The sequence below is a fragment of the Amycolatopsis sp. cmx-4-83 genome, assembly GCF_046548815.1.
Classification (GTDB): Bacteria; Actinomycetota; Actinomycetes; order Mycobacteriales; family Pseudonocardiaceae; genus Amycolatopsis; species Amycolatopsis pretoriensis_A.
Genome location: NZ_JAEBEF010000001.1, coordinates 117882 through 140461, shown reverse-complemented (window position 1 = coordinate 140461; position 22580 = coordinate 117882). Strand labels below are relative to the sequence as shown.

The following is a 22580-nucleotide window of genomic DNA, read 5'->3' as shown; positions in this document are numbered from 1 at the left end:
CACGACGGCGTCAGAAGCCCGCCGTCACCTTCGTGAAGTCCCAGTCGTTCTGGGCGATGCCGCTGCACGCCGCCTGGACGCCGCCGCCCGGGCAGCCGCGGTCGCGGTTGACCGACCAGAACGCCAGGCGCCCGATCTTGTTCGTCTTGGCCCAGTTCGTGATCTGGGTCCAGGTCGGGAGATCGGTGAGCTCCTGCTGGTCCGACAGGCCGTTCATGCCCGAGATGCCGAGGTGGCCGTACGCCGTGGCGTCGCTCCACCCGAACGTCGACTTCAGCTTGTCGCGCAAGCCGTTCGCCGCGTTCACCGTGCTCTGGTACATGTTCGAGCCGCCGCCGAAGTCGAACGGCATGATCGTGTAGACGTCCACGTTCGCGCCGAGGGCCTTCGACTGGTCGATGAGCCGGTTCCCGTAGAAGTTGGGGCCGGTCGTCGACGTGCCGAACGTCAGGATGGTCTGCACGCCCGGGTTGTTCTGCTTGACGATCTTCAGCGCGCCCAGGATCCGGTCCTGCACGGCCTCGTTCTCGAACTCGTCGGAGTTCTCGATGTCGATGTCGATCGCCTTCAGCCCGTACGCGTTGATCACCTGCTGGTACGCACCCGCCAGCGCGGCCGGCGTCGAGCAGTTCGGGCCCAGCTTGTTGCCGCTCCAGCCGCCGAACGACGGGACGACCTGGCCGCCCGCTGCCTTGATCTGCGCGATCGCGTTCGCGTCCGCGCTGCCCGAAAGCGGACGGCTGCTGTCCCACGCCGGGTTGCAGCCACCGGAGGCGTTGATGAACGCCATGGTGAACCACTTGACCCCGGTCGCGTTCATCACCGTCTGCGGGTTCGGCGGGTTGCCCCAGCCCATGTACAGGTAGGGCGCGCCCTTGCCACCGGTGCCCGGCGGCGGCGTGGTCGTGGGCGGGGTCGTCGTCACAGGCGGCGTTGTCGGCGGGGTCGTGGTCGGGGGTGTGCCCCCGGCGGAGCACGAACCGCCGTTCAGCTTGCAGTTCGACGGCGCCGTGTACGAACCCGCGTACGTCACGTTGAAGCCGAAGCTCGCGCTACCGCCGTTGCCGACGTTGCCGTTCCACGAGTTCTTCACCGTGACGTGCTGGCCGGACGCGGTGTAGCTGCCGTCCCACAGCGACGCGATCTTCGCGCCGCTCGGGAGGTCGAACTCGACGGTCCAGCCCGGCAACGCCGAGCCCGAGCCGTTGGCGATCGTGTACTTGCCTTCGTACCCGGTACCCCAGTCGGAGCCCTTGGTGAAGGTCGCGGACACCCCGCCCGCCGCGTTCGCCGGGGCGATCACGAACATCGCGCCGATCGTGGCGGCCGCGGCCGCCAGCCCGAGCGCGGGCAACCACCGGCGGGTCACGACAGGCCGTTCTTCATCGCGGTGATGAGCTCGCCGCCCGTGGTGTCCCCGGTCAGCTCCCAGAAGAAGGCGCCGCCGAGACCCTGCTGCTTGGCGTAGGACATCTTCCCGCCGATGGTCGCGGGGGTGTCGTAGCTCCACCAGTTGCTGCCGCACTTCGCGTACGCGGTGCCGGCGAAGGTGCCGGTCGACGGGCAAGTGTTCTTGAGGACCTTGTAGTCCTCGATGCCGGCCTCGTACGTCCCGGGCGCGGCGCCGGTCGCGGTGCCACCCGGGGCGTCCTGCGTGACGCCGGTCCAGCCGCGGCCGTAGAAGCCGATGCCCAGCAGCAGCTTGCTCGACGGGACGCCCTTGCTCTTCAGCTTCTGGATCGCCGCGTCGGAGTAGAAGCCCTGCGTGGGGATGCCGTTGAAGTTGGTCAGCGGCGAGTGCGGGGCCGTCGGGCCCTGCGCCGCCCACGCGCCGAAGTAGTCGTAGGTCATCACGTTGTACCAGTCGACGTACTGCGCGGCGCCGCCGTAGTCGGCGACGTCGAGCTTGCCGCCGTTGCTGCCGTCGGCGGTGATCGCCGAGGTGATGAGGAACGACGAGCCGAACTTCGTCCGCAGCGCGCCCATCAGGTTCTTGTAGGCCGCGGCACCGCTGGTGTCACAGGAGAGGCCGCACGCGTTGGGGTACTCCCAGTCGATGTCGATGCCGTCCCAGATGTCCGCCCAGCGCGGGTCCTTGAGCAGGTTGTAGCAGGACTGCGCGAACGCGGCCGCGTTCTGCGAGGCCTGGCCGAAGCCGCCGGAGTAGGTCCAGCCGCCGAACGACCAGATGATCTTGAGGCCCGGGTGCAGCTTCTTCAGCTTGCGCAGCTGGTTGAAGTTGCCCGCGACCGGCTGGTCCCAGGTGTCGGCGACGCCGTCCACGCTGCCCGCGGCGTCGTAGGTCTTCTGGTAGTCGGCGTACGGGTCGTCGTTGGCGGTGCACTGCCCGTTCTTGACGTTGCCGAACGCGTAGTTGATGTGGGTCAGCTTGTTCGCCGAACCCGAAGTCTCGATGTTCTTGACGTGGTAGTTGCGCCCGTAGACGCCCCACTGCACGAAGTAGCCGACGTTCTTCAGCCCGCCCGGCTGCGGCGGCGTGGTCGTCGTCGGCGGGGTGGTGGGCGTGGTCGGGGTGGTGGGGTTGGTGGTCGGCTGCGTCGGGGTCGTCGGCGTGGTGGTCGGGTTGCCACCGCCGGCGTCGCAGGAACCGCCGTTGAGCTTGCAGCCGGTGGGCGCCGAGTAGGTGCCGGAGTAGCTGACGTTGAAGCCGAAGCTGGCGGTCGAGCCGTTGCCGACGTTGCCGTTCCAGCCGTTCTTGACGGTGACGTGCTGGCCGGACGCGGTGTAGCTGCCGTCCCAGAGGGAGGCGATCTTCGCACCGGACGGGAGGTCGAACTCGACCGTCCAGCTGGGCAGCGTCGCGCCGGAGCCGTTGCTGATCGTGTACTTGCCTTCGTACCCGGAGCCCCAGTCGGACCCCTTGGTGAAGCTCGCGCCCACGCCACCGGCGGCGCTCGCCGGCACGGTGACGAGACCGACCGCGATCGCGCCGACCGCGGTGAACAGACCGAGGAGGTGCCATCTCTTTCTGGACATTGCTCTCCCTTGAGCCAGGTGCTTCGGCGGCGGACACCAACACCGACGGCGGGGACCAGGCCGGTGTTTTGCGCCGTTTGCGAAGACGGTACGTGGTCCAGACCAATTATGGAAGAACAACTACGTACCGTGCTCGACGGAGGGTGACCAGTCGAGTCATCGGCGTGTTCAGTGGTCCAGTCCAGTTACGGATAGTCGACGTGCACGCGACACGAACGCGGTCCGTCAACACGGAGGGCACGAAGAGTGAGAGGGGCCTTCCAGGCCGTAGGCGGTACGCGCCGCCGCTGCAACAGCCACGCGCACCGCCTGGATCCGGTCGCTCGCCTAGGCCAGACGCCGTCCCGGGGTGACCCGCGGCGCGGCCGTCCTCGCGGGACGATCTTCGCCGCCTACCGGGTCAAGCACCACTATCAGTCAAAACCCCAGCTCAGGGCAAGTTTGTGCACGCGTTGTGCATCTCACTCGCACAACGGTGCACCAGCTCCCGGCGGCAGAACCGCAGGCCGGGGGATCCGGGGATCGTCGCCGCGGCTCCTTGTGCACCCGCGGCCGCCGGGGGTGGACGGCGCCCTGTGCACCCCGTTCCCGGCGGTGGAAACTGCACATTCGTGCACGCCGGCGGCCGCGGCCCGCGCGGCCGGAAACGGCGTGGATCAAGCCGGTGCACAATGTGGCACGCTGAGTAGCTCCCATCGGAGCGCACGGCGTCATAGAGTGACCGCAATCCCGCTTCGGCCGGCTTTTCCCCAGTGGCTGCAACCACGCGTTGGGCACTTCGGCCGAAGCGGTTGTCATTGCTCGCCTAGGCCACGCCGAAAGGAAGCTGATGCACTTCACCCACCCCTCCACGTTCGACTTGCTGTCACGCAAAGGCGGGCCGGCCCCGGGGAGAATCTGGCCGGGTGCCCTGTTCCTGGTGCTGCTGATGGTGTTCAGCGTCGTGATGACGATGCTGGGCAATCCCGGTGGCGCGAGCGTGGGTTACGCGGTCGCGCTCGGCACGACCGCCGCCCGCCTCGCCAAGTGAGGCGGACCGATGGACGAACTCACCTCCACGACCGATTTCCCCGACGAAGAGGAATTCAGCACTGCGAGAACCGAAGCCGACTACATGCGGGTCCTGCGGAAACTGCAGATCCACGCCGCCCTCAACCACAACCAGACGGCGCAGAACTGGGCCAAGCGCTACCCCCGGACCGCCGTTTCCCGCACCCGCGCCTACCAGTTGCTGCGCGGGGAGAAACTGCCGAAGGTCAACCAGCTCAAGGAGCTGCTGACCGTCATCGTCAGCGCCTACGAAACGCGGCCCAGCGCGGTGCAGCGCACGGTGACGCTGTACCACGAGCCGGGGGTCCGGCTCCTGCAGCAACGGGAACAGCAGCGCGCCGAGGAGCGGAAACGGAAGCAGCGGGCCGTCGAACCGCCCGTCTCCGCCGATGAGGACGACCAGCCGCTCACCGGTCCCCCGGCACGCGTGCGCGGCGACGCGGTGCCGGAGCTCCTGAAGGGGTTCGGCCCGGTCCGGTCCCCGGGCGACGACACGCCGACCGTCATCGACGCCGACGGCGTCTTCCGGACCGCGTCCTGGATCGACGAGTTCGAAGCCGCGCCCGGATTCCCGGACCAGCGGAGCGACTACACGGAGGAGCTCGCAGCCGGCACCCGCGCCGAGCCGGAGCGGGCCGGACCCGCCCGCCGGCGTCCCCGGTGGCTCTTCGTCCCCGTCGGACTCGTCGTGGCCGCTTGCGTTGCGGTCGCCGCGATCCTGCTCCTTAACTCGGGCACCGGGTGGACCGGACAGTCGCTGAAGCCGGTGACCGGCACCCCGGTGACCGAAAACTGCACGATCACGCCGGTGTGCGGCGCGGGCCAGCACTCCGGGTGGACGTGGAGCAAGCTGGGCCGCACCGCCGACGTCACCACGACGTTCACCGGCGACGCGCTGGGCGGCCGCGTGCTCGGCAAGAAGCTGACCCGCGGCCCGGGCTGCCTCGGCGCGATCGTGTCCTGGTCCGTCGTGGCCGCCGGCACCGTCGTCACCCGCGGCTACCTGGGCTCGACGGCCGACAGCACGACGTTCGGCATCCAGCTCGACCCCGCGGTCACCATGGTCGCCGTCAAGCTCACCCGCGTCGACGCCGGGAACGACTGCGCGGTCGACGTCACGTGGGAGGACAGCATCGGCGATCAGTGAACGGGTTCAAAGGCCGCGCGCGGTGATGTCGCCGACCGCGGTGGTCGCGTGGATCGTCAGCCGGGGTGCCCCATCGCCGTTCTTCAGGGAGTTGTGGATGCGGCCCTGGGACGTGCCCGCGTCCAACGCGGCCGGCACCCCCGCCGCGGCGCCGATCTCGACGTCGCCCGCCTCGGTGCGCAGGACCACCGTGCCGCTGGTGGCTTCGATGACGCGGATGTCGCCCTTGCTCGTGCGGAGCCGCGCGTCGCCGGTCAGGCGGCCGAGCGAGATGTCGCCGTCGCGGGTGGTGAGGTGCGCCGTGGTGGCTTCGTCGAGGTCGATCGAGCCCTGCTCGGTCTTGACGACGACGTCGCCGAGGCGGCCGACCGCCAGGAACTCGGTGCCGGCGGCCGTCAGCTCGACGCGGGAACCCGCGGGCAGGCCGACCGTCACGTCGATCGCGCCGGACGGGCCGAAGTATTGGTTCTTCGCCGGGACCGCGATCCGCAGGACGCCGTCGCCGTAGTCGACGGTGGTCTGCTCCGCGGCCTTCGCGTCGCGGCTCTTGGCCGCGTCCGCGGGGCGGATCTCGACCGTGGTGTCGGCCCGGTCGGCGGCGACGAACCGGATGCGTCCGGCGGGGACGGTCAGGACGGCGGAAATCGGGGCGGGGGTGGGGAACGTGGTCATGGCGGTGGTCTCCTGAGCGATCGGGTTCTCTTCGGTGTGAGAACCACGATCGCCGGTGGCGCTGACACCGCGTGGCCACCGCGCTGACGCGGCTCAGTCAGCGGGCCGCGCATCGAGGAGGGCCGAGGCGACGAGGGCGACCGTCGGGTCCTCGTCGCCGGCCAGCCGCCCGAGGAGGTCCCGCGCGCCGGCGCCCGGCAGCTCGGCGAGGGCCTGCGCCAGGCGGATCCGGACGGCGGGCGCCGCGGCGAGCTCGACGGCCAGCGCGGCCAGGATCCGTTCGCCGCAGGCGGGGTCCAGCGACAGCGTTCCGAGCACCTCGGACGCCTCGACGTCGTTCGTGCCCTCGGCCACCATGCCGACGAGCACCGGCACGGCGGCCGTCACGCCGCGCCGCCCGGCGGCCAGGGCCGCGCGCCGGCGCACGTCCGGGTCCGGGTCGTCGAGCGCGCCGGTGAGCACCGCGGTCGCTTCGTCGCCGGGCAGCGAAGCGACCGCCAGCACCGCGCGGCGCCGGACGTCGGCGTCGGGCGAACGGGCCCCGGCCGCCACGCCCGCCAAGCCGTCACCGCCCGCCCGCGCCAGCGCCCACCGCAGGGCGCCGGCGACGTTCGGGTCGCGTTCGGCGAGGACGGCCTTGACCAGCAGCTCGGCGGGCAGCGGCTCGTCGTCGGCCGGCGCCAGGACAGCCTGCTGCCGGCTCGCGGGACTGGGCGAATCCAGGCCGTGCAGGAGTTCGACGACGCGCAGGACGCCCTCCCAGCCGAAGGGCGCCGACGCGTCGATCGCCCGGAGCCGGTCGAGGAGTTCCTGGTCCCGCTTCAGCCGTTCTTCGGTCCGCCGGACCAGGTCACCGACCAAAGTGGACGGTGTGAAGGCGGGGTCCGCGAGCGCGCGGCCGACCTGCCGCAGCGACAACCCCAGCGAGCGCAGGCCTTCCACGTGGAAGATCCGGCGGATGTCCGCTTCGGAGTATTCGCGGTAACCGCCGACCGTGCGCCCGGTCGGCCGCACCAGCCCGAGGGAGTCGTAGTGCCGCAGCATCCGCGAACTCACCCCGGACCGGCGGGCCACCTCACCGATCAGCACGCCGTTTCCCCGGCGCGTTCCGGCCCGAGCGCGACGATCCGCTTCGCCTCGTCGACACCGAGGTCGAACCCGGCGTCCGGGTCGCGCAGCAGCCGCCGCGTGGCCCGGGCGTGCGCCCGCACCGCCGGGTCCAGGCTGGCCAGTCCGGGCCCGAGCGCCGCCTCGTCCCCGAGCTCGGCGAGCGCCCGGCTGAGGCTCAGCCGCATGGCCCGGTCCCCGCGGCCGAGCTGCGCGGCCAGGTCCACCGCGAGTTCCTCCCGCTCATCGGCGGGCACGAGCACGACGGCGGCCCGCCACGCACTCCGCGCGACCTCTTCGTCGGCGTCGTGCAACAACGCCCGCGTGATCGACGGCCACGCCGAGCGGTCGCCGATCTTGGAAAGCGTGTGCAGCGCCTGGCTCCGGGCCTGCGGCACACCGGACCGCAGCTCCCCGAGCAGCTTCGGCACGGTGACGCCGACCGGGAGGCGGGTGAGCGCCCAGGTGAGCATGTCCCGCACGAAGAAGTCCGGCTCGACGGCGCACCGGGCGACGAGCGCGCCGGCCAGTGCCGGGTCCGCCTGCGTGCCGGCGACGAGCGCGGCCTGCAGCCGCGCCGACGAGTTCGCGGCGCTCAGCTGTTTCGGGTCCATGGTGACCACCTCCTCCCCGCAGTGAAGAGGTTGTCACAGTGTGAAGGTCAAGCAAGTTCGCGGAAATAGAAAAAAGACCCCCTCTTGCGAGGGGGCCTTTTCGCTGTCTCAACCAGACGTGCGCCCGAAGGGATTCGAACCCCTGACCTTCTGATCCGTAGTCAGATGCTCTATCCAGCTGAGCTACGGGCGCGTGTTCAGTTGTTCTCTAACCTAGCACCCGGCGAACCGGGTGCCAGCGGAGGCTCCGGGATTTGAACCCGGGAGGGGGGGTTACCCCCAACCGCATTAGCAGTGCGGCGCCATAGACCAGACTAGGCGAAGCCTCCTGGGCCCAACGACCACTGCTCAGATAGGTTACACACCCCCCGATCACCCCGGAAAGGCACCCCCCTCAGGCGCGACGCAGCAGCCTGAGCAGGCGCGGAGAGCGTCCGCCGAGGCCTTCCGCCTCGAACGTCGCGATGCCGACGCGCGGCAGTTCGCGGACGCCTGGGTAGACCAGGTACCGCGGGACCCAGCGCGGCTGGAACTTCGCGTTGAAGCGGTACAGCGTTTCGATCTGGATCCAGCGCGAGAAGAAGTGCAGGACCTTCGCCGCCGTCTTCGCGGCCGGGCCCGCGCCGATGCGCTGGCCCTGTTCCATCAGGGCGCGGAACGCCGCGAAGTTCAGGGACACCTGCGTGACGCCGTGGCGGCCGGCGGCCAGGAGGAGTTCCGAGATCATCAGCTCGTTGACGCCGTTGTCGGCCGTGCGGTCGCGGCGCATCACGTCGAGCGACAAGCCCGTCGCGCCCCACGGGACGAACTGGAGGACGCCGCGGACCCGGCCGCCCTGTTCAGCCGTCACCAGGACCGACGTCGGGTCGCCCATGCGGCCCAAGGCCATCGAGAAGCCGCGCTCGGTGTCCGTGCCGCGCCAGTTCGCGGCCAGCGTCGCCAGCTCGTCCAGTTCGCCGAAGCGCAGGTCTTCGGCTCGCCGCACCAGCACCTTGTAGCCCGCGCGCTTCGTGCGGGCCGCCGCCTGGCGGACGCCGCGCATGGTGCGGCCGTCCAGGGTGAAGCCGTCGACGTCGACGACGGCTTCGTCGCCGATCTCCAGCACCTCCAGGCCAAAGCGGGCCCAGACGGTCGCGCCCAGCTCCGAAACGCCCATCGCCGCCGGGACCCAGCCGCCCGTGCGGCACACCTCGAGGTACTCCTCGATCGCGCCCGGCCAGGCCTCGTGGTCGCCCAGCGGGTCCGCCGAACACAGCGCGACCCCGGCGATCACGCGGTAGGTGACCGCCGCCTTGCCCGTGCGCGAGAACACCGCGAACTTGTCCCGCCGCAACGCGAAGTAGCCCAGGGAGTCCCGTTCGCCGTGCTCGTCCAGCAGCTTGCGCAGGCGGGCGACCTCCTCGTCGCTCAGCCTCGGCGCGGGCTCGGCCGAGCGCAGCAGGAAGTACGCCGAGACCAGGACCGCGGCCAGGCCGAACAGCAGGCCGACGGCGGCGGTCAGGTCCTCCAGCCACATCTGGTGGAACACCGCGGGCCCGCTGGCGCCGACGAGCGCGAGCGCGGCCTCCGCCAGCCGGTCCGGGAAGCTCATCGGCTCCAGCACCGCGTGCGAGGCCACCGACAGCAGGATGACGTTGATCACGAACCCGGCCAGCACCAGCTGCAGGAACACGCGCACCGCGCGCCAGCGCCCGACCACCGGGTCCGGCTTCGCCACGAAGTAGCGCCGGCTCGCGATCAGGCCCACCAGCAGCACGACCGACACCAGCCCGGCGCCGAAGACGTGCCGCAGCCCGAGGTGCGACACCGTGAGCAGCACCGTCGCGCCGACCGCGAGCTGCCAGGCCCGGCGCTTGCGCCGCCGCAGTCCGGCGGCCAGCAGCACCAGCAGCACGCCCGTGACCAACGCCACGGTCGCCGCCGCGACCGTCGCCTCCTGCGGCAGCTCCAGCCATTCCGACAGCCGCCCGCGCAGGTTCCGGCGCCCGGCCGGGACCAGGACCGACACGAGCGTCATCAGTCCGGCCAGCCGGGTCACCCAGGTGATCACCCCCACGGTGGTGGCCCCCGCCACCCGCCAGGTGGTCTGCGCGCGTGTCCCCGTCACCACCTGTGCAACCCGTTGCGGCCGATCATGCTTCCCCCATCTACCCCCCGGCGAGCTCCACGAACGGCGTCAGCGCCGCCGGGTTGGCCAGCGCATCGCGGCTGACGGCCCGGTCGGGAGCCACACCGGCGAGGATCTTCTTCACCGGTACCTCGCACTTCTTACCGTTCAAGGTACGAGGTATCTCGGAAACCACCACGAACCGATCGGGTACATGGCGTGGTGACAGTGCGCTGCGGAGCTCCTTCTTGAGCCGTGGCTCGATCGCTTCGAGTTCGACACCGTCGGCGAGGACGACGAAGCAGATCAGCTGCCCGTCCTCGTTGCCGGCCGCCGAGGTGTCCACGACCAGGGAATCCGCGATCTCGTCGTAGCCCTCGACGACCCGGTAGAACTCCGCCGTGCCCATCCGGACGCCGCCGCGGTTGAGCGTCGAGTCGCTGCGGCCGTAGATGACCGCCGAGCCGCGGTTCGTCATCCGGATCCAGTCGCCGTGGCGCCACAACCCCGGGTACATCTCGAAGTACGCCTCATGCAGGCGCGAGCCGTCCGGGTCGTTCCAGAAGAACACCGGCATCGACGGCATCGGCTTCGTGATGACCAGCTCGCCGACCTCCTCGACGACGGCGTTGCCGGCCTCGTCGAACGCGTTGACCGCGGCACCCAGCGCCGGGCAGGACAGCTCGCCCAGCCAGACCGGGACGTCGGGAGCGGACGCGACGAACGCCGCGCACAGGTCGGTGCCGCCGGAGACCGAGCAGATCTGGACCTTGTTCCCGACCTCGTCCACGATCCACCGGAAGCCCTCGACGCTCAGCGGCGCGCCGGTGGAGCCCAGCGCGCGCAACGCCGTCAGGTCGTAGCGCCCGGCCGGTTTGACGCCCGCCTTCAGGCAGCTCTGGATGAACGGCGCCGACGTCCCGAAGTACGTGACGCGGTGCTGCTCGGCCAGGTGCCAGAGCGCGTTCAGGTCCGGGTAGCCCGGGCTGCCGTCGTAGAGCACGATCGTCGTGCCGACCAGCAGGCCGGAGACGAGGAAGTTCCACATCATCCAGCCGGTGGTGCTGAACCAGAAGAACCGGTCGCCCGGCCCGAGGTCCGTCTGCAGCGCGAGGGCCTTGAGGTGCTCGAGGGTGATGCCGCCGTGGCCGTGCACGATCCCCTTCGGCAGGCCCGTGGTGCCCGAGGAGTAGAGCACCCACAGCGGGTGCGCGAACTCGACCGGCTCGAACAGCAGCGGCGCGCCCTCGTGCTTCGCGAGCAGCTCCGCCCAGTCGTGGGTGCCGTCCAGCCGGCCTTCGCCGACGTACTCGACGAGCACGGTCGCGGCCAGCGACGGCAGCTTCGCCCTCAGGTCGGCGACCGTCGTGCGGATGTCGAACTGGCGGCCGTTGTACGCGTAGGCGTTGACGGCGAAGAACAGCTTCGGCTCGATCTGCACGAACCGGTCCGCGACCGCGCGGACGCCGAAGTCCGGCGAGCACGACGACCAGATCGCGCCGATGCTCGCCGCGGCGAGGAACGCGACCAGCGTCTGCGGGCAGTTCGGCGCCAGCGCGACGACCCGGTCGCCCTTGCCGACGCCGAGCTCGAGGAACGCCGCACGGGCCGCCGCGACCTGCGCGCGCAGCTCGCCGTAGGTCAGCTGGCTCGCGAAGCCGTCCTCGCGGTGGAAGATCACCGCCGTCTCGGCGTCGCCCTTGGCCGCGCCCGCGACCCCCGGGGTCAGCGCGTGTTCGGCGTAGTTCAGCGTGCCGCCCTCGAACCAGACGGCGTCCGGCATCCCGCCCGAGAGCACGTCACCCGGCTGGTCGTGCCAGCGCACGCCGAGGAAGTCCGCGACCGCCGCCCAGAAGTCCGGGCCGCGCTCCACGGAGTACTCGTGCAGCGAGCGGTAGTCGTCCACCTCGACCGCGCGCTCGGCGCGCAGCCACTGGCGGAAGGCTTCGATCTTGGTGTCGGCAACGTGGCCCGGCTCGGGGCGCCAGAGGACCTCGGGGGCGTCGGCGGTGTGCGTCACGACCCGAGCCTAATCCCTCGGATCGGGAAGTCACTGTGGTCGAAACCGACACTCGGCGTGCTGCGAGGGTGTCGGCCGCCCACACCTACCGCAGGTGCGCGTCGAACCAGTTGAGCGTGCGCTGCCAGGCTTCCGCGGCCGCACCCGGATCGGCGTCGAAGCGGTGGTTCGCGCCCGGGTAGTGCACGACGTTCGTGGCGACCTTCGCCGACGCGGCGGCGTCGCGCAGCCGCTCGACCTCGGCGCCGCCCGCCTCGTCGCCGGCGTCGCCGTACATGCCGAGCCACGGGCTGGTGAGCTTCCCGGCGATCTCGACCAGCGCGGGCAGTTCGGCGGACTGCTGCCCGCCGACGCTGACGGCCGCGCCCAGCTTGCGGTGCGAGGCCACGACCAGTGCCGCGGTGCCGCCGAGGTCGAAGCCCATCACGCCGAGGAGGTCGCCCTGGACGCCGCGCTCGACGAGCCAGGCGAGGGTCAGGTCGGTCGCGTCGAGCAGGTCCTGCTGGGTGAGGCGGTCGTTCTCCAGGTGCGGGGTGACGGTCAGCCACCCCTCCGTGGCCAGGCTCGCGAGCAGCAGCTTCACGCCGTCGGTGACGCCGTCCGCTTCGTGCAGCACCACCAAGCCACCGCGTAGCGCCCCCTCGGGTTCCGAGAAGGTCAGGCGCAGGGTGGGGCCGTCGGTGCGCTGGTAGTCCACGGTGCTGGTCGACGTCATTGCGTCACTCAATCACTTCGAGGTGAACGGGAGGAACCCAGTGTGGCAGGAGAGCACGGCACCGACCGTCTGAAGGGACTCGCGGGGCGGCGGGCGGAAAAGATACGGTGGCCGGGTCGTCCCGTCGAATTCCAGGAGCGCCGAAGATGCCGTCCGTGTCCCCGCGTGCCGATCTCGAATCGTTGCCGAAATACGTCCCCGGCCGGACGATCGAAGGCGCGATCAAGCTGGCGAGCAACGAGGTGCCCGGCGGCGCGCTGCCGAGCGTCGCCCAGGCGATCGCCGAGGCCGCGGCCGGGATCAACCGCTACCCCGACACCGGCTCGCAGGCGCTGCGCGAGCGGCTGGCCCGCGAGCTGGACGTCCCGGTGGCGCAGGTGGCGATCGGCTGCGGCTCGGTGTCGCTGTGCCAGCAGACGATCCAGGCCGTGTGCGCGCCCGGTGAAGAGGTCATCTTCGCTTGGCGCTCCTTCGAGGCATACCCGATCGTCACGCAGGTCGCGAACGCCGTCTCGGTGAAGGTGCCGATCACCGAGAGCCAGGAGCTCGACCTCCACGCGATGCTCGCGGCGATCACCGACAAGACGCGGATCGTCTTCGTCTGCAACCCGAACAACCCGACCGGCACGGCGATCCGCCGCGCGGAGCTCGAGCGGTTCCTGGACGCCGTCCCGGAGCGCGTGCTGGTCGTGCTCGACGAGGCGTACAAGGAGTTCGTGACCGACCCGGAGGTGCCCGACGGCGTCGAGTACACGCGGACGCGCTCGAACGTCATGGTGCTGCGCACGTTCTCGAAGGCATACGGCCTCGCGGGCCTGCGCGTGGGCTACGCGGTCGCGCCGGAACCGATCGCGGACGCGCTTCGCCAGGTGTACGTCGCCTTCTCGGTGAACATGCTCGCCCAGGTCGCGGCGCTGGCATCGCTGGACGCGGCCGACGAACTGCTGGCGCGCTGCCAGGAGATCGTCGTCGAACGCGGGCGGGTCCGGGACGCGCTGCTCGAAGCCGGCTACCAGGTGCCCGAGACGCAGGCGAACTTCGTCTGGCTGCCGCTCGGTGACCAGGCGGTGCCGTTCGCGGAGCACGCGCTGGACCGCAAGCTGGTGGTGCGCCCGTTCGCCGGCGACGGCGTGCGCGTGACCATCGGGACCCGCGACGAGAACGACCTGTTCCTGGCTGCCGCTCGGGAATTCAGCTCGCGAACTGCTTGACCACCAGCTGGATGACGGCGGCGACGCCGATCACCACGATCACGCCGCGCAGCACCGCCGGCGGCAGCTTCCGGCCGATCTTCGCGCCGAGGAAGCCGCCGGCGGTCGAGCCGACCGCCAGCCACAGCACGACGGGCCAGCTGATCGGCGCGACGAACGCGTAGATCACCCCGGCGACGACGTTGACGACGGCGGCGAGCACGTTCTTGACGCCGTTGAGCTTCTGCAGCGGCTCGGACAGCAGCATCCCCATGACGGCCATCAGCATCACGCCCTGCGCGGCGGTGAAGTACCCGCCGTAGATGCCGATGAGGAAGATGAAGAACATCAGCAGCGGCCCGGCTTTGTGCTCTTCGCCGTTGCCTTCGCGGCGCTTCGCGACCCACTTCGAGACCTTCGGCTGCACGATCACGAGGATCACGGCGAGGCCGACCAGCACGGGCACGACGGCTTCGAAGGCGTCCTTCGGCAGCGAAAGCAGCAGGATCGTGCCGCCGATGGCCCCGAGGAACGACGCGACGGCGAACTTCGCAGTCTGCCGCCAGTAGCCCTCGAGCTCGTGGCGGTAACCCCAGGCCCCGCTGAGCGTCCCGGGCGCGAGCCCGATGGCGTTCGACGTCGTCGCCGTCACCGGCGGGTACCCGAGCGCGACGAGCACGGGGAACGTCACGAGCGTCCCCGACCCGACGACGGCGTTGATGGTGCCCGCCCAGATCCCGGCGACCACGATGATCGCCGCGTGCCACCACGTCATGAAGCATTCACGTGCGGAGCCTAAGCATGGTGGGCCGGTGCCGCGACGCGCACGGGGTCAGATGTGTCTGGTCAGACACTCGGGGCGAACACGCAGAACTCGTTGCCCTCCGGGTCGGCCAGCTGGTCCCAGTCGACATCACCTCCTCGCTCGCGGATCAGGGTCGCGCCCAGTGCCAGCAGCCTTCCCCGGCCGGGTCGACGATCGGCACCACCAGTCCGCCAGGGCCTGGTGGTCGTTCGCGTCCAACGCGAGGTCCTTGAACTTCGCCGTCATACCGCTCCTTCGGGTACGTGCGCCGGCACCACTTCGGCCGCGACCCGCCAGCCGAGCGAGGCGTACAGCCCGCGGCCGGCCTCCGTGGCCAGCAACGCGCTCGTCTCGGCCCCGGCCACCGCACTCAGCTGGTGCATCACCACCCGGCCCAGGCCGCGGCGGCGGTGGTCCGGCTCCGTTTCGATCTTGTCGAACACCGCCACTCCGGAGGCCACCGCGACCCGGCCGCGCGCCGCCGGAGCACCGTCGAAAGACACCGCCACGTCCCAGGCCGGAGCTGAACCCGTCACCGCCACCGCGTAGCCCGGTGGGGCGACCGCGGCAGGCACCGCTCCCTCGAACGTCATCAAGTACTCCGTCTCCCCCGCCTTCCACTCCGCCGTCAGCCCCGCCAAAACCGCAGGCCGCGATCCGCACGTCTTCAGCCACGTACCCGGCGAAGCCACCGTCCGGGCCCGCGCCGCCACCGTCGACGGCGAGCGCAGCAAGTACCGCACCCGGTGGCCGGGCAAGCCGACGTCCAAGCGGTGCCCGTCCGGCTCCTCGACCGGCTCCGGCACCGCCCGAGACACCGCCCAGCCCGCGGCCCACGCCCCCAAGATCTCCACGTCGCCGATCATGACAGGCACCCCCGACAATTCCCGGAGCTGACAGGATGGGCGGCGTGGACACCGAGCAGGTCTGGAGCGCGACCGTCGACCGGCTGCGGTCGCGGATCGACGCCGGCGACCTGCCGCCGGGGTCGCGGCTGCCCGCCGAGCGCGTGCTGTGCGAGGAGCTCGGCATCAGCCGCGGGTCGCTGCGGCAGGCACTGCGCGTGCTCGCCTCCATCGGGTACGTGCAGATCCGCGCCGGCTCCGGTACCTACGTGGCCGAGCAGCGGGAGCAGCCCCTGCGGACCTGGTTCACCGAGCACGACCAGCTCGTCGAAAAGCTCTTCGACCTGCGCGCGACCGTCGAGCCGACGCTCGCCGAGCGCCTCGCTCGGCACGCCACCGCGAAGACCCTGAGCCGCCTCGAGGACAACGTCGCCGAGATGGCGAAAGCCGCCGAGGACGGGGACATGCTGCGCGTCATCGCCACCGACGCCGAGTTCCACCGGGTGATCGCGCAGAACGCGGGCAACGACGACGTCGCCGGGCTGCTGCGCTCGGTCCTCGCGCTGGTCGGCGAGGAGCGGCGGGCGGCGTTGCGGCTGCCCGGCCAGATCCGCAAGGCCGTCGACGACCACCGCGCCATCCTCGACGCCGTCCGCCGCTCCGACCCGGCCGCGGCCCGCGAGCTGACCCTCAAGCACCTGCTCGACGCCAAGACCTACGCCCACGACTTCGCCGCGGAGGAGCCCTGATGGAAAAGGTGCACTTCACCGAGGAAAAGGCCACCATGCTGGCCACCCTCTACGGCCGCGCGCTCGACAGCCGCGAGGCGGACCCGGTGCTCGGCGACCACGCCGCCGACGAGGCCGTCCGGCAGATCGACTACGACTTCGCCCAGCTCGGCATCACCCGCGACAGCGCCGTGAGCATCGTCCTGCGCGCGAAGCCGATCGACGGCTGGGCCGCCGAGTACCTCGCGCAGCACCCGGACGCCGTCGTGCTGCACCTCGGCTGCGGCATGGACACCCGGTTCCAGCGCCTCGCCCCGCCGGAAACCGTCCACTGGTACGACGTCGACTACCCCGAGGTCGTCGAGCTGCGCGAGAAGCTCTACGCGCCGGCGCCGAACCAGACGAACATCGGCACGTCGGTGACCGACTTCGGCTGGCTCGACCAGGTGCCGTCCGACCGGCCCGCGCTGATCGTCGCCGAGGGCCTGACCATGTACCTGACCCCCGAGGACGGCACCGAGCTGATCCGGCGGCTGGTCGCGAAGTTCCCGTCCGGCGAGCTCGTCTGCGACGTCTTCAGCAAGCTCGGCATCAAGGCGCAGAAGCTCAACACCCCGGTCCGGCGCGCGAAAGCGACGCTGCGCTGGGGCGTCGACGACCCGCACGAGCTGGAGCGCTACGGCCTGACGCTGGTGTCCTCTTTGGACGCCGCGCACTGGTCCACCCCGGACGTCCTGGCCCGGCTGCGGCCGTTCACGCGGTTCCAGCTGCGGACCCTCAAGTACTTCCCGCCGCTCGCGCGGATGGCGCACCTCGTGCGGTACCGCTTCTAACGGGACTCCAGCACCCGCGCCACGAACTTGTGCAGCTTCTCCTCGAGCCGCGCGGTGCGGTCCGCCTCCGTGAGCGTCTCGAACGGCTGGGGCACGTCGGACTTCAGCTCACCGCGGACGTACTGGCAGCAGGCGAGGTTGCCGCAGGCGTAGATGCCCAGCGTGTTGCCGTCGCGCCCGGCCTTCCCGGCGCGCTTGCCGGAGAACAGCGTGATGTCCGCGAGCCCGTGGGTCGTGGTGCAGAAGCCGCAGATGTTGCTCCGCAGGCGGGTTTTCGGCGCGGGCGCCGCTCGCAGGGCGAGCCCGACCACCTCACCGCCGTAGGGCAGCACGAGGTAGGCGCGCCCCGGTGCCTTGGGGTCGCGCCAGCCGAGGAATTCCCGCTTGTCCCACGGGATGTCTTCGGGCCGGGCGGGCAGCGTCACGCCCTTGGCTTCGCCGCGGGTGCAGTTGACGAACGAGGCCCGGATCTCGTCCTGGCCGAGTGGGTCCATGCTCGGCACGGTAACCAGCGGGCACCGCGGGTGGCCACGCATTTTCGGCCGTACGATCAACGCCGTGCGCAAGATCGCCGTCAAGAACTTCCGCGTGGTGTTGCGCACCAGCCTGGGCTTCGCCGGGCTGGGCATCGGCTCCAGCGTCGCCGGGTCCGGGGTGGTCGCCCTGCTGCTGGTGCTGCAGGGCCTGCCCAGCGACGTCGGCGACCACGGGTGGGTGCTCGGCCTGACCGCCGCCCTCATCGTCGCGGCGTCGCTGCTCGCCGGCACGGCGTGGACGGCGTGGCTGCAGCGGCGCACCGCGATCTGGTTCGTGCTCGGCCGGCCGCCGTCGGAGAGCGAGGCCAGGCGGGCGTTACGGCTGCCCGTCGACATGGCCGTGGTCAGCGGAACGCTCTGGCTGATCGGCACCGCCGTGCTCACCGCGCTCGCGGGCGCGCTCGGCTCGTCCGACGACGCCGTCGGCATGGCGACGGTGATCGGCCTCGGCGGGCTGACCACCGTCGGGCTCACCTACCTCGCGGCCGAGTGGGTGGCGCGGCCGGTGATGACGATCGCGCTCGGCGTCCTGCCGCCGCGCGGCTCGCTGCCCGTCACCGTGCTCACCCGGCTGGTCGTCACCTGGGCGCTGGCCAGCGGCGTCCCGTTCGTGGGCGTGCTCCTCGTTGCCACGCCGCCGGACCTCGGCTCGGGCAACCCCACCGCCAGCCTGGTCATGCTGTCGGTGATCGGGTTGAGCGTCGGCGCGATCGGCACCGCGCTGCTGGCCAGGGCGGTCGCGGCGCCGCTGCACCGGCTGCGCGTGGCGCTCGACGAGATCGCGCGCGGCGACACCGACGTGGTGGTCGACGTCGACGACTCCAGCGAGATCGGCCTGCTCCAGACGTCGGTGAACCAGCTCGCCGCCGGCCTGCGCGAGCAGGCGCGGATGCGGGACCTCTTCGGCAGGCACGTCGGCGCCGACGTCGCCCGGCACGCGCTGGAGTACGGCGCATCGCTGTCCGGGGACGTCCGCGAGGTGACGGCGTTGTTCGTCGACGTCGTCGACTCGACCGCGCTCGCCTACCGGACGCCGCCGGAGGAGCTGGTCGGGAAGCTGAACCGGCTGTTCGCCGCCGTCGTCTCCGCGGTCGGCGCCCGCGGCGGGCTGGTCAACAAGTTCCAGGGCGACGCCGCGCTGTGCATCTTCGGCGCCCCGACGCGGCTCGCGGACGCGCCCACCGCCGCGCTGGCCGCGGCCCGCGCGATCCGGGACGCGGTCCGCGAGACGGGTGAGCTCGACCTCGGCATCGGCGTCTCGAGCGGCCCGGTGTTCGCCGGGCAGCTCGGCAGCAGCAGCCGGCTCGAGTACACCGTGATCGGCGACGCGGTCAACGAGGCCGCGCGGCTGACCGAGCTGGCGAAGGCGACGCCGTCACGCATCCTGGCCAGCGACGCCGTCGTCTCCGCGGCGTTGCCGAGCGAAGCCGCGTACTGGGCGAAGCACGGCGAGCTGGAGCTGCGCGGCCGCCAGGAAGCGACGCCGACTTGGACAGCCGTCCCGGACCCTCAGGACAACTGACCCAGATCCGGCCAGCGCAGCACGGTCGAGCCCCAGGTCAGGCCCGCGCCGAACGCGCTGAGCAGGACGCGGTGGCCGGGCGCGAGGGTGCCGTCGGCGCGGGCGTCGGCCAGCGCGAGCGGGATCGACGCGGCGCTGGTGTTGCCGACGCGGTCGATGTTGGCGACGACGGCGTCCGCCGGCATGCCCAGCTGCTTCGCCGTCGCCTGGAGGATCCGGATGTTGGCCTGGTGCCCGACGAAGCGGTCGACGTCGCCGACCATCCAGCCGGCGGCGTTCAGCACCGTCCGGGACGACTCCGCCATCCGCGCGCAGGCGTGGCGGAAGACCGCGGTGCCCTGCATGGCGAGGAACCGGTCGGCCGGGGTGTCGGACAGCCGCTTCCGGGCGCCGCCCGCTTCGACCCAGAGCAGGTCGGCGAGCTCGCCCTCGCTGTGCAGGTCGAACGGCCCGAACGCGCCGGGCTCGCCGGCGTCGCCCGCCCGGAGCAGGACCGCGCCGGCACCGTCGCCGAAGATCGGCACGGTCGTGCGGTCGGCCGGGTCGATGAGCGTGGTGAAGGTGTCTGCGCCGATCACGAGCACGCGCTCGGCGATCCCGCCGGCGATGAACCCGGCCGCGGTGGCCAGCGCGTAGACGAAGCCGCTGCAGACGGCGTTGACGTCGAACGCCGCGGCCGTACCGAGCCCGAGCCGGGCGGCGACCTGCGGCGCGCTCGCCGGGCACGGCTGGTCGGGCGTCGAGGTGGCGAGCACGACGACGTCGGCGCTCCCGCCGCCCAGCGCTTCGCGGCCCGCCCCGACCGCGAGGTCCACAGTGGACTCGTCCGGTCCGGCGACGCGGCGCTCGCGGATCCCGGTGCGGGTCCGGATCCACTCGTCCGAGGTGTCCAGCCGGGTGGCGATCTCGTGGTTGTCCAGGACTTTCGTCGGCAACCACGAGCCGAGGCCGGTCAGCACGGCGGCAGGTGCGGGCACGGGAGAGCCTCCCCACGCCGGTGGGTAGGCGAACGACCGGCTGGTTCTCTCCACTTGTATGGGCTACCCCCTGGTAGACCGGTGAGTTGTGTTCCAGGTCACTCAAAAAGTTGTTTCATCTTCGCCTCGTCCGGAGTAGTGAGCGACGTCACGGAGGAGTGAGCCCCGAAGTAACTCCAGGCGGATTGTCGGGGGTGCCGGTTAGCCTGCTGGAGTGCAGACACCCGACCTCGACCAGCTGGACACCGCCATCCTCGCCTGCCTCCAGGCGGACGCCCGCACCATCGCCGAGACGATCGGCGCGAAGGTCGGCCTGTCGGCCGCGGCGGTCCAGCGGCGGATCAAGCGGCTGCGCGAGGCGGGCGTCATCGAGCGCGAGGTGGCGGTGCTTTCGCCGGAGGCGCTCGGGCTGGCCATGACGTTCGTGGTGATGGTCGAGATGGAGCGCGAGAACCTCGCGGTCCTCGACGCGTTCCGCCGCCAGGTGCTCACCGACGACTGCGTCCAGCAGTGTTATTACGTGACCGGCAACGCGGACTTCGTGCTGATCGTGACGTGCCCGGACATGGCGGGCTTCGAGGCCTTCACCCGGCGGATGTTCTTCGAGAACCCGAACGTCCGCCACTTCACGACGAGCGTGGCGATGGACCGGGTGAAGGTGGGCCTCGACCTCCCGCTCGGCCCCTAGGCGGCGCGAGCCTTGGCGGCGCCGTCGGCCAGGACCGGGTTGAGCGCGGCTTCGCAGACGGGCTGCTTCCCGCAGAGCGCGAAGGCCGTGACGACGTAGGTGCCGACCTGGGCGACGTAGGTCAGCTTGACCAGGTCACCGCCGGTCGTCGTCTTGATCGCGAGCACCTGGGCGGGGTCCGCCTTCGGGTTCGGCGGGAGAGCGAACCGGACGTCGAGGGCGTCGCCGTCGCCGACCCGGCCACACCGGTCGGCCTGCGCCCGGACGGCCCCGACGTCGACGCTCCCGCGCGCGACGGTCGCCCCGACCGCGATCGCCTGGTCCGGCCCGATCACGTGGGCCTGGTCCTCGAAGGTGTAGGCGTCGAGCGCAAAGCGCGTGCCGGCAGGAACCCGGCCGGGACGAGCGGGACCAACACGTTCCAGACCGTGCTCCCGGCGATCCCCGCCGGGGTGAACACCATGCGCGAGGACGTCGCTGCGGGTGAGGTGCGGCAGGAACCCGGCCGGGTCGGGGGCGCGAGAGGAGATCCGGCTCGGCCTTCACGGTAGCCGAAGCGGCTGGCCCGTCGGTCTGCCCCGCGCAGGCCGTGACGCACATCGTCAGCAGCACCGGCACCAGCCGGCTCCCCGGCTCCATGACATCCCCTCGCCGCGGCCGGCGGTCGGGTGGTGCGCCGTCGCGGGCAAATAGGTGGGACCGCGGGCCGCCCGCCGATATCCTGGCCCGCTGTCCACCTGGGGGAAGGACTCCGCGCCATGGTTCGGGACCGACGGCTCTTCCTGGCCGCCACGGTGATCGACGCGCTCGGGAGCGGGCTCTGGGTGCCGTTCGCCCTGCTCTTCCTCGTGCACGGCCAGGGCCTGGGCCTGGTCGACGCCGGGACGTCGCTGAGCACCGGTGCGGTGCTCGCGCTCGTCAGCGGGCCGGCCACCGGGGCCGCGATGGATCGGTTCGGGCCGCGGGCGTTGCTCGTCGGCGGGAACCTCGTGCGGGTCGGGGCCTTCTGCGCCTACCCGTTCGTGCACAGCAGCTGGCAGGTGGTCGTCGTCTCGGCCGTGGCCGGGTTCGGGGATCGGCTGTTCTGGACCTGCAACGCGCCGATGGCCGCTCGGCTCGCCGGTGGGCGGGACACCGATCGCGTGCTCGCGACGCAGACGGTGGGGCGGTTCGCCGGGGCGGGGGTCGGCGCCGCCGCGATGGCGGTGCTGCCGACCCTCACCAGTCCGTGGGCCTTCCACCTGCTCGCCTACGTCAACGCGGCGAGCTTCGCCGTGGCGGCGGTGCTGATCCGCCTGCTCCCCCGTGCCGAAGCCCGCACGGACCGGCCGGCCGGGAGCTGGCGGGCCGTGCTCGGGGATCGGCCGTTCACCGGGTTTTGCCTCACCCACCTGGCTTTCACGCTCGCCAGCGCGAGCAAGTTCGCCGTGCTGCCGATCGTCGTGCGGGATCTGCTGCACGGTCCACAGTGGATCGCCGGGACCGCGATCGCGGTGGGGACCGTGGTCGTCGTCACCACCCAGCGGCCGATCATCGCCGTGCTGGCCCGCCGGAGCCGGACGGCCGGGCTGCTCGGGTCCGCGGTGCTGTTCGCGGTTTGCTTCGCGCTGCTGGTCCCGCTGGAAGCCGTTCCGCTGGACGTCGCCGCCGGGCTGATCTTCGTGGCCAGCGTGGGCTTCTCGGTCGCGGAAGCGATGTTCGGCCCGACCGCCACCGCGGCGGCCGCCGAAGCCGCGCCGCCCGGGGCCGAAGGGCGGGCCAGCTCGATCTTCCAGCTCTCCTGGGGGCTCCCGGTGGCGCTCGCGCCCGGGCTGCTGGCCCTGCTGCTCACCGCGGGCAACGCCCTGACCTGGTCGGTGCTGGCGCTGACCTGCGCTTCCGCCGTCCCGGCCCTGCTCGCGCTGCGGAAACGGCTGCCCGGCGCCTTGCGGGAGCCGTCACCACCCGTGGCCGCCTGAGCGCAAGGGGTATGTGCCCGGCGTTACACCACAATGGACCGATGCAACCGATCAAGTGAACGTGAAGCT

General features: G+C 71.5%; 22 protein-coding genes and 2 tRNA genes. 8 read left to right on the top strand and 16 right to left on the bottom strand.

Going from position 1 to position 22580, the window contains the following annotated elements; all coding sequences use genetic code 11:
• Positions 1–10 precede the first annotated feature (10 nt).
• Positions 11–1369 carry a cellulose binding domain-containing protein gene (locus ACLJQM_RS00700; RefSeq protein WP_410629646.1) on the bottom strand — a complete coding sequence of 453 codons (1359 nt, stop codon included), beginning with the start codon at positions 1367–1369 and terminating at the stop codon, positions 11–13.
• Positions 1366–2997 carry a glycosyl hydrolase family 18 protein gene (locus tag ACLJQM_RS00695; RefSeq protein WP_247015725.1) on the bottom strand — a complete coding sequence of 544 codons (1632 nt, stop codon included), beginning with the start codon at positions 2995–2997 and terminating at the stop codon, positions 1366–1368. Before ACLJQM_RS00695 ends, ACLJQM_RS00700 begins: the two co-directional genes overlap by 4 nt.
• An 829-nt stretch (positions 2998–3826) precedes the next feature.
• On the opposite strand from ACLJQM_RS00695, the gene ACLJQM_RS00690 reads away from it, so the two are divergent.
• Both ACLJQM_RS00690 and ACLJQM_RS00685 read left to right on the top strand, forming a co-directional pair.
• Positions 3827–4027, top strand: coding sequence for a hypothetical protein (locus tag ACLJQM_RS00690; protein ID WP_360767537.1), 201 nt, complete (start codon positions 3827–3829; stop codon positions 4025–4027).
• 9 nt (positions 4028–4036) lie between these two features.
• Positions 4037–5194 carry a hypothetical protein gene (locus ACLJQM_RS00685; RefSeq protein WP_410629643.1) on the top strand — a complete coding sequence of 386 codons (1158 nt, stop codon included), beginning with the start codon at positions 4037–4039 and terminating at the stop codon, positions 5192–5194.
• Positions 5195–5200: 6 nt separating this feature from the next.
• Here the strand turns inward: ACLJQM_RS00685 and ACLJQM_RS00680 are convergent, their stop codons facing one another.
• From ACLJQM_RS00680 to ACLJQM_RS00645, 8 genes are all read right to left on the bottom strand, one after another.
• Positions 5201–5866: a DUF4097 family beta strand repeat-containing protein gene (locus tag ACLJQM_RS00680; protein ID WP_410629641.1), complete on the bottom strand. Its 666-nt coding sequence runs from the start codon at positions 5864–5866 to the stop codon at positions 5201–5203.
• A 93-nt stretch (positions 5867–5959) separates the two neighbouring features.
• Entirely contained in the window at positions 5960–6955 is a 996-nt protein-coding gene (locus tag ACLJQM_RS00675; RefSeq protein WP_410629639.1) for a HEAT repeat domain-containing protein, read from the bottom strand.
• Positions 6949–7587, bottom strand: coding sequence for a HEAT repeat domain-containing protein (locus ACLJQM_RS00670; protein ID WP_410629637.1), 639 nt, complete (start codon positions 7585–7587; stop codon positions 6949–6951). Before ACLJQM_RS00670 ends, ACLJQM_RS00675 begins: the two co-directional genes overlap by 7 nt.
• Before the next feature lie 119 nt (positions 7588–7706).
• Positions 7707–7780, bottom strand: a tRNA-Arg gene (locus ACLJQM_RS00665).
• 46 nt (positions 7781–7826) lie between these two features.
• A tRNA-Ser gene (locus ACLJQM_RS00660) sits at positions 7827–7916 on the bottom strand.
• 65 nt (positions 7917–7981) lie between these two features.
• On the bottom strand, positions 7982–9697 hold the full coding sequence (locus ACLJQM_RS00655; protein ID WP_410629635.1) for a phosphatidylglycerol lysyltransferase domain-containing protein: 1716 nt from the start codon (positions 9695–9697) through the stop codon (positions 7982–7984).
• A gap of 37 nt (positions 9698–9734) precedes the next feature.
• Positions 9735–11714: an acetoacetate--CoA ligase gene (locus ACLJQM_RS00650; protein WP_410629633.1), complete on the bottom strand. Its 1980-nt coding sequence runs from the start codon at positions 11712–11714 to the stop codon at positions 9735–9737.
• A gap of 85 nt (positions 11715–11799) precedes the next feature.
• Positions 11800–12429, bottom strand: a complete 630-nt coding sequence (locus tag ACLJQM_RS00645) for a dienelactone hydrolase family protein (protein WP_247015741.1) — start codon at positions 12427–12429, stop codon at positions 11800–11802.
• 146 nt (positions 12430–12575) lie between these two features.
• Between ACLJQM_RS00645 and hisC the strand changes: the two genes are divergently transcribed.
• Entirely contained in the window at positions 12576–13640 is a 1065-nt protein-coding gene (gene hisC, locus ACLJQM_RS00640) for a histidinol-phosphate transaminase (protein ID WP_410629631.1), read from the top strand.
• Here hisC and ACLJQM_RS00635 read toward each other — a convergent pair.
• The 3 genes from ACLJQM_RS00635 to ACLJQM_RS00625 form a co-directional block, all read right to left on the bottom strand.
• The gene (locus ACLJQM_RS00635; protein WP_410629629.1) at positions 13621–14394 is read right to left on the bottom strand and encodes a sulfite exporter TauE/SafE family protein; all 774 of its coding nucleotides are present in this window, start codon (positions 14392–14394) and stop codon (positions 13621–13623) included. The two genes, hisC and ACLJQM_RS00635, sit on opposite strands and share 20 nt — an antisense overlap.
• Positions 14395–14465: 71 nt before the next feature.
• A complete protein-coding gene (locus tag ACLJQM_RS00630; RefSeq protein WP_410630268.1) occupies positions 14466–14552 on the bottom strand; it encodes a hypothetical protein in 87 nt (28 codons plus the stop codon).
• A 114-nt stretch (positions 14553–14666) separates the two neighbouring features.
• On the bottom strand, positions 14667–15290 hold the full coding sequence (locus ACLJQM_RS00625) for a GNAT family N-acetyltransferase (RefSeq protein WP_410629627.1): 624 nt from the start codon (positions 15288–15290) through the stop codon (positions 14667–14669).
• A gap of 44 nt (positions 15291–15334) precedes the next feature.
• Here ACLJQM_RS00625 and ACLJQM_RS00620 point away from each other — a divergent pair, with 44 nt between their 5' ends.
• Positions 15335–16018, top strand: a complete 684-nt coding sequence (locus tag ACLJQM_RS00620) for a FadR/GntR family transcriptional regulator (RefSeq protein ID WP_396126609.1) — start codon at positions 15335–15337, stop codon at positions 16016–16018.
• Positions 16018–16830, top strand: a complete 813-nt coding sequence (locus tag ACLJQM_RS00615; protein WP_410629624.1) for a class I SAM-dependent methyltransferase — start codon at positions 16018–16020, stop codon at positions 16828–16830. Before ACLJQM_RS00620 ends, ACLJQM_RS00615 begins: the two co-directional genes overlap by 1 nt.
• Here the strand turns inward: ACLJQM_RS00615 and ACLJQM_RS00610 are convergent.
• Positions 16827–17324, bottom strand: coding sequence for an FBP domain-containing protein (locus tag ACLJQM_RS00610; RefSeq protein ID WP_410629622.1), 498 nt, complete (start codon positions 17322–17324; stop codon positions 16827–16829). The two genes, ACLJQM_RS00615 and ACLJQM_RS00610, sit on opposite strands and share 4 nt — an antisense overlap.
• Before the next feature lie 64 nt (positions 17325–17388).
• Here ACLJQM_RS00610 and ACLJQM_RS00605 point away from each other — a divergent pair, with 64 nt between their 5' ends.
• A complete protein-coding gene (locus ACLJQM_RS00605) occupies positions 17389–18888 on the top strand; it encodes an adenylate/guanylate cyclase domain-containing protein (protein ID WP_410629620.1) in 1500 nt (499 codons plus the stop codon).
• On the opposite strand, the gene ACLJQM_RS00600 is transcribed toward ACLJQM_RS00605, so the two are convergent.
• Positions 18876–19865: a beta-ketoacyl-ACP synthase III gene (locus ACLJQM_RS00600; protein ID WP_247015759.1), complete on the bottom strand. Its 990-nt coding sequence runs from the start codon at positions 19863–19865 to the stop codon at positions 18876–18878. The two genes, ACLJQM_RS00605 and ACLJQM_RS00600, sit on opposite strands and share 13 nt — an antisense overlap.
• Before the next feature lie 214 nt (positions 19866–20079).
• On the opposite strand from ACLJQM_RS00600, the gene ACLJQM_RS00595 reads away from it, so the two are divergent.
• A complete protein-coding gene (locus ACLJQM_RS00595; protein ID WP_247015761.1) occupies positions 20080–20553 on the top strand; it encodes an Lrp/AsnC family transcriptional regulator in 474 nt (157 codons plus the stop codon).
• Here the strand turns inward: ACLJQM_RS00595 and ACLJQM_RS00590 are convergent.
• Positions 20550–20888 carry a hypothetical protein gene (locus tag ACLJQM_RS00590; RefSeq protein ID WP_247015763.1) on the bottom strand — a complete coding sequence of 113 codons (339 nt, stop codon included), beginning with the start codon at positions 20886–20888 and terminating at the stop codon, positions 20550–20552. The two genes, ACLJQM_RS00595 and ACLJQM_RS00590, sit on opposite strands and share 4 nt — an antisense overlap.
• Before the next feature lie 423 nt (positions 20889–21311).
• Between ACLJQM_RS00590 and ACLJQM_RS00585 the strand changes: the two genes are divergently transcribed.
• The gene (locus ACLJQM_RS00585) at positions 21312–22511 is read left to right on the top strand and encodes an MFS transporter (RefSeq protein ID WP_410629617.1); all 1200 of its coding nucleotides are present in this window, start codon (positions 21312–21314) and stop codon (positions 22509–22511) included.
• Positions 22512–22580: the final 69 nt, after the last annotated feature.

Bases quoted from the DNA above. Each gene is read 5' to 3' on its own strand.
- ACLJQM_RS00695 (WP_247015725.1), bottom strand. From the start codon at position 2,997: ATGTCCAGAAAGAGATGGCACCTCCTCGGTCTGTTCACCGCGGTCGGC.
- ACLJQM_RS00690 (WP_360767537.1), top strand. From the start codon at position 3,827: ATGCACTTCACCCACCCCTCCACGTTCGACTTGCTGTCACGCAAAGGC.
- ACLJQM_RS00685 (WP_410629643.1), top strand. From the start codon at position 4,037: ATGGACGAACTCACCTCCACGACCGATTTCCCCGACGAAGAGGAATTC.
- ACLJQM_RS00680 (WP_410629641.1), bottom strand. From the start codon at position 5,866: ATGACCACGTTCCCCACCCCCGCCCCGATTTCCGCCGTCCTGACCGTC.
- ACLJQM_RS00670 (WP_410629637.1), bottom strand. From the start codon at position 7,587: ATGGACCCGAAACAGCTGAGCGCCGCGAACTCGTCGGCGCGGCTGCAG.
- ACLJQM_RS00645 (WP_247015741.1), bottom strand. From the start codon at position 12,429: ATGACGTCGACCAGCACCGTGGACTACCAGCGCACCGACGGCCCCACC.
- hisC (WP_410629631.1), top strand. From the start codon at position 12,576: ATGCCGTCCGTGTCCCCGCGTGCCGATCTCGAATCGTTGCCGAAATAC.
- ACLJQM_RS00635 (WP_410629629.1), bottom strand. From the start codon at position 14,394: ATGACGTGGTGGCACGCGGCGATCATCGTGGTCGCCGGGATCTGGGCG.
- ACLJQM_RS00625 (WP_410629627.1), bottom strand. From the start codon at position 15,290: ATGATCGGCGACGTGGAGATCTTGGGGGCGTGGGCCGCGGGCTGGGCG.
- ACLJQM_RS00615 (WP_410629624.1), top strand. From the start codon at position 16,018: ATGGAAAAGGTGCACTTCACCGAGGAAAAGGCCACCATGCTGGCCACC.
- ACLJQM_RS00610 (WP_410629622.1), bottom strand. From the start codon at position 17,324: ATGGACCCACTCGGCCAGGACGAGATCCGGGCCTCGTTCGTCAACTGC.
- ACLJQM_RS00585 (WP_410629617.1), top strand. From the start codon at position 21,312: ATGGTTCGGGACCGACGGCTCTTCCTGGCCGCCACGGTGATCGACGCG.